Here is a 4,312-nt window from a genome sequence, read left to right on the forward strand (position 1 = left end):
GTAATGACCAGAGCCGATGTGTCTGGCACATTGTCCTTGAGAACCGGACTTCCGCCCGTTGTGAGAACGCCGGCGGTCTCGAACATGTCCTTTGCCGCGAAAGGCACGCCCTCGAGCAGCACCCCATCATGGCCTTCTCTTCTCCAGGCGTCGACTTTTGCCGCCCGCAAGAGTGCTTGATCCCGCATGATCGTTATGAAGCTGAAGTGCTCGGGATTCGCTCGTTCCGCTGCTGCCAAGCTCTCCTCGACGACTTCGACAACCGAGCGGCCGCTTCGAATTTCTGCCGCGATCTGTTTGACGGATTTTCTGTTAGTCATTGGTGAGCCCCGAGCAGTGGTCATCGGGACCCACCTGGCCCAAATCTTTGCTTACGATACGATGGAGGTCGGAAATGACCTTTTCGAAGCTGGAGACGACGCCGAATGTCGGCGCGACGAGCTGCTCCAGATCCTTCTTGTCCCAGCGGCTGCCGAAGAATTCGGCGTTCATCGCTTCCAATGTAGCAAAGGTGGGCCGGCTCATTGACCTACCTCAAACGACTGCGAGTTCACGCGGATAGTTCGTCAGGTACTCAAATCCGGTATCGGTCACCACGATCGAGTCGCCGATACGCCCGCCGAAGCTTCCTTCGATCGTGATTCCCCCGTCGACCGCGAAGGTCATGCCGGCTTCGAGCAGACGCTTCTCTCCGCGCTTGAGTTCTGGGGATTCCAGGAATGACTGACCGACCGAACGACCAGTACGATATCCAGCCGCGAAGCCTGCCTCCGTGTAGACTGCTTCGGCAGCGGCGTTGATTTCCTCACATGCGATGCCCGGCTTGATTGCCGCGAGGGCCGCCTGCTGAGCGGCTACGGCGGTCCCATAGACACGTGCCTGCTCGTCTGTCGCCCCGCCGACGAAGAATTCACGGTCGAAGCCGAGCTTGTAGTTGCGGAAGTTGGCGATCCCGCAGAAGCAGAGATAGATCGGGTCTCCCTTCCGGATGGTCCGAACAGAAGAACGGCGGTGCACCAGGCACACATCGGTGCCCGACTGCATGATCTGAAGATTGTAGATGGTGGGAGACACGAAGCGATCCGTCTTGTCATCCAGGAATGACGCTGCCTTCCTGGTGCCAGCCGCGATGACCGCCAGCGCGACCTCGTACTCCGGCACGCCCTCGGCGATGACTTCGCGCGCGCCTTTCACCATCGCGACGGCAACTTCGCCCGCCTTGCGCATGATTTCGATCTCATCGGCCGACTTGATCATTCGGGTCTCCGAGATGACAGGTCCGGCATCGCCGACTTCGGCTCCATGAAGCATGGGGAGCAGATCATTGGCCACGAGCGCTGGGATGGACCGTTTCTCGATTGCAACTCGGCGCGCCTTTCCTTCGACCGCCGACTTGAGGACGCTGCGCCACTCGTCGTTGATGCCGTCGCTCCATGGGCGGATGTCAGTCACCCAGCTCATCCGTCCGCACATCTCCGACTCCATCAGGGGAGTGATAATGGTCGGCTCGCCGTCGACAGGAACCGTCATCAGGGTAGGGCGACCGAAGTCTATGCCGAGGTAGTCCAGATACTCGCCGAAGTAGGCGATGGAATCCGGGTTGGTCAGAATGGCGCTTTCGAAGCCGCCCGCCTGGAGCGCCTTCTTCAGTTTCTCGGTCCGTTGCTTGCCTGGTCTCATGGTCTCGGGCCTCTCAAGCTGTATGCAGGTTGGATTTCAGAATGTTAAATTGGTGTTAAATATCTGTCAATGGTGTGTTTTTTTGGTAGCAAATCTTGCGCATTTGCATTGGCTGTGTACAGGTAAGAAAAAGCTATGGGAGCCGCAAATGCAACAGACTGGACAAAATTCGCTCGGTCGCGGAGTCATCCGGTTCGACGCGGGACGCCATCACAAGGCCAAGCTGGGTTTCGTTCTTCTGGCAATGGAGCAGACCATCGAAGAGGACATGTTCAACCTGGCTCCGAATGGGGTCGGCGTTCACTTCCAGAGAGCCCCGATGGCAAATAAGGTGGACGTCGAAACTTTGTCTGCCATGGCTTCGGGTATCGGTGACGCTGCTGCTCTGATCGTTCCGGAGGTGCAACTCGACGTCATTTGCTACGCATGCACTTCTGGAAGCGTCGTGATCGGCGAAGACAACGTGTTCGCCGAGCTCACCCGCGGTGCACCCGGCGCCAAGCCGACGTCTATAATCTCAGGCGTCATGCGCGCCCTGAAGGCCGTGAATGCGAGGAAGATCACCATAGCGACGCCGTATGTCGATCCAGTCAACGAGATCGAGCGGGTTTATATGGAAGAACGGGGATTTGAGATCCTGAATATCCAGGGTTTGAACATTGAAAATGATGAAGACATGGTGCGGGTGACCCCTGACTACATCTACGAATTCGCCAAACAGGTCGATCGAGCAGATTCCGATGCCATCTTTATCAGTTGCGGCGCCCTTCGCTCGGTGGACATTATCCAGGCACTTGAAGCAGAATCGGGTAAACCGGTGATCACTAGCAACCAGGCGATGATGTGGGATTGCTTGCGGTTGGCGGGGGTGAATGATCGGAGCGACAAATATGGCCGACTTTTCAAAGAGAACTGATGTCTAAAGCCGCGACAGCATTTAAGCGAGAGGCGCCACGAGCTGCGCCTCCCAGGGGCCAGTCAATCGAGATCCATCGCGTTCTTCGAGACCGGATCTGCCTGTTGCAGTATCGCCCCGGAGAACTGCTCGTCGAGACAGAATTGGCTGCGGAGTTCAATGTCAGTCGTACACCGGTCCGACAGGCGTTGCAGCGTCTTGACTACGAAGGCCTTGTTGAAACCAAGAATGGCGTCGGTACGACAGTCACTGGAGTGGATTTCAAGGAATTCAAGGATGTCTACGCTTTCCGTCTAAGATTGAGTGAAATGATCGGCGATTTCAGCAGACCGGACCGAACCCCCAAAGCACTTGAGGAGGTCGAGGCGCTTGTCCCGCGGGTGGAAGCCCTTCTTCAGTCCAGGGATTTTGAGCAATTCTGGCAGATCAACCACGAGCTTCATTTCGCGGTCAATGCGTTGATCAACAATTCCGCGATGAGGGAGAGCCACGATCGGCTGTACTTTCAGGCGTCACGTGTCTGGTACAGCTTGGTAGATAGAATGTGGGAGGATGAGGTCAGGTTCCTCAAGGAGGAAGTTGATGAAATTTGTCGCGCGTTGCATGCTGGAGATCTGAGAGCGGTCGGATTCGTGCAGCGAAACTTCATCTCATACGGCCTATCGCGCGTCGCGAGATACATCTCCACCGGCTAACTACTGTCCCGTCAGTCACGTCAATCCGAGCGGGATCTGACGGAAACTTGTTCCCCCCCAGTCTGCGGCCCTCTACCCCGCTGGCAGTTGTCACGTTGTGTGAAATGTGGCCGCGTGAGGCCGACACCGCGCTTTTCAGGCAGGCCGTGCACTCACGGCTTCCCACGCGGCCATTGCCTGGCATCGATGGATCCGAATTTGTGCTGCGGAGCGGTTGGTCTGCGATGGGACGAAGATCCTATGGGATGGAAGGCGACCAGCGCTCTGCCAGAGTGAAGTCGCCAAACATCACCTGGAGGTCAGCATGCAAGCCAACACCACCAAAGCCCCGGCCGCTATCCGCGGCGATCTTGCCGCAATATTTGTCTCGTTAGAACTGTCTCGTTCAAAATGGCTCGTGACTTCGCTTTCGCCAGGTGGGGGCGAGAGAATGTCGAGACACCTCGTGTCGGGGCGCGACATTCCGGGTTTGCTCGATCACTTCGCAGAGCTGCAACGAAAGGCGGAAGTGCGGACAGGGCAGAGCTTCCGGATCATATCAATCCAGGAAGCTGGTCTGGATGGATTCTGGATACATCGGGTCCTCGAACGCGAAGGCATCGAGAGTTATGTCGTTGACCCGGCATCCATTGCCACATCGCGTCGCCGTCGGCGGGCCAAGACCGACAGGATTGACGGGGAAGCACTGGTTCGAGCGTTGTTGGCCCACAACCGCGGCGAGCCTAGGGTTTGCGCGATGTTGCGAGTGCCAACGCCGGAGGAGGAAGACCGTCGCCGGTTGGTGCGGGAGCGGAAGGCGCTGACAAACGAGCGGATCAGGCACGTCAACAGGATAAAGGGCCTTTTGTTCAGCCAAGGTGTGTCCGGATACGAACCACTAAAAGGCGATCGACGCAAATGCCTCGACGCGCTCATTACCGGAGATGGGCGTCCACGGCCGCCAGCGCTCATGGCGCAGATCAGCCGCGAGCTTGATCGCATCGAGTTGCTGATCCAGCAGATCAAGGATGTTGAAGAGGCA

At 57.4% G+C, this 4,312-nt stretch carries 6 protein-coding genes; 3 read left to right on the plus strand and 3 right to left on the minus strand.

Annotation, left to right across the window (positions count from 1 at the left end; all coding sequences use genetic code 11):
• The 3 genes from NKJ32_RS35060 to NKJ32_RS35070 all read right to left on the minus strand — a co-directional run.
• The coding region (locus NKJ32_RS35060; protein ID WP_352830504.1) for an amidase family protein at positions 1-320 on the minus strand (320 nt) is incomplete at its 3' end.
• The gene (locus tag NKJ32_RS35065; RefSeq protein WP_352830506.1) at positions 313-525 is read right to left on the minus strand and encodes a hypothetical protein; all 213 of its coding nucleotides are present in this window, start codon (positions 523-525) and stop codon (positions 313-315) included. The genes NKJ32_RS35065 and NKJ32_RS35060, both read right to left, overlap by 8 nt.
• Before the next feature lie 9 nt (positions 526-534).
• Positions 535-1,680, minus strand: coding sequence for a M24 family metallopeptidase (locus tag NKJ32_RS35070; protein WP_352830508.1), 1,146 nt, complete (start codon positions 1,678-1,680; stop codon positions 535-537).
• Positions 1,681-1,828: 148 nt separating this feature from the next.
• Between NKJ32_RS35070 and NKJ32_RS35075 the strand changes: the two genes are divergently transcribed.
• The 3 genes from NKJ32_RS35075 to NKJ32_RS35085 form a co-directional block, all read left to right on the plus strand.
• Positions 1,829-2,596 carry a maleate cis-trans isomerase family protein gene (locus tag NKJ32_RS35075; RefSeq protein WP_352830510.1) on the plus strand — a complete coding sequence of 256 codons (768 nt, stop codon included), beginning with the start codon at positions 1,829-1,831 and terminating at the stop codon, positions 2,594-2,596.
• The gene (locus NKJ32_RS35080) at positions 2,596-3,291 is read left to right on the plus strand and encodes a GntR family transcriptional regulator (RefSeq protein ID WP_352830512.1); all 696 of its coding nucleotides are present in this window, start codon (positions 2,596-2,598) and stop codon (positions 3,289-3,291) included. The genes NKJ32_RS35075 and NKJ32_RS35080 overlap by 1 nt, the downstream gene beginning before the upstream one ends.
• 304 nt (positions 3,292-3,595) lie before the next feature.
• Positions 3,596-4,312, plus strand: a 717-nt coding sequence (locus NKJ32_RS35085) for an IS110 family transposase (RefSeq protein ID WP_352830514.1), incomplete at its 3' end; no start/stop codon positions are given.

The organism is Mesorhizobium sp. M0159 (assembly GCF_040322295.1).
Lineage (GTDB): Bacteria > Pseudomonadota > Alphaproteobacteria > Rhizobiales > Rhizobiaceae > Mesorhizobium.

What these genes read in the sequence shown, in the direction of transcription:
- NKJ32_RS35070 (WP_352830508.1), bottom strand. Translation starts at nt 1,680, where the DNA reads ATGAGACCAGGCAAGCAACGGACCGAGAAACTGAAGAAGGCGCTCCAG.
- NKJ32_RS35065 (WP_352830506.1), bottom strand. Translation starts at nt 525, where the DNA reads ATGAGCCGGCCCACCTTTGCTACATTGGAAGCGATGAACGCCGAATTC.
- NKJ32_RS35080 (WP_352830512.1), top strand. Translation starts at nt 2,596, where the DNA reads ATGTCTAAAGCCGCGACAGCATTTAAGCGAGAGGCGCCACGAGCTGCG.
- NKJ32_RS35075 (WP_352830510.1), top strand. Translation starts at nt 1,829, where the DNA reads ATGCAACAGACTGGACAAAATTCGCTCGGTCGCGGAGTCATCCGGTTC.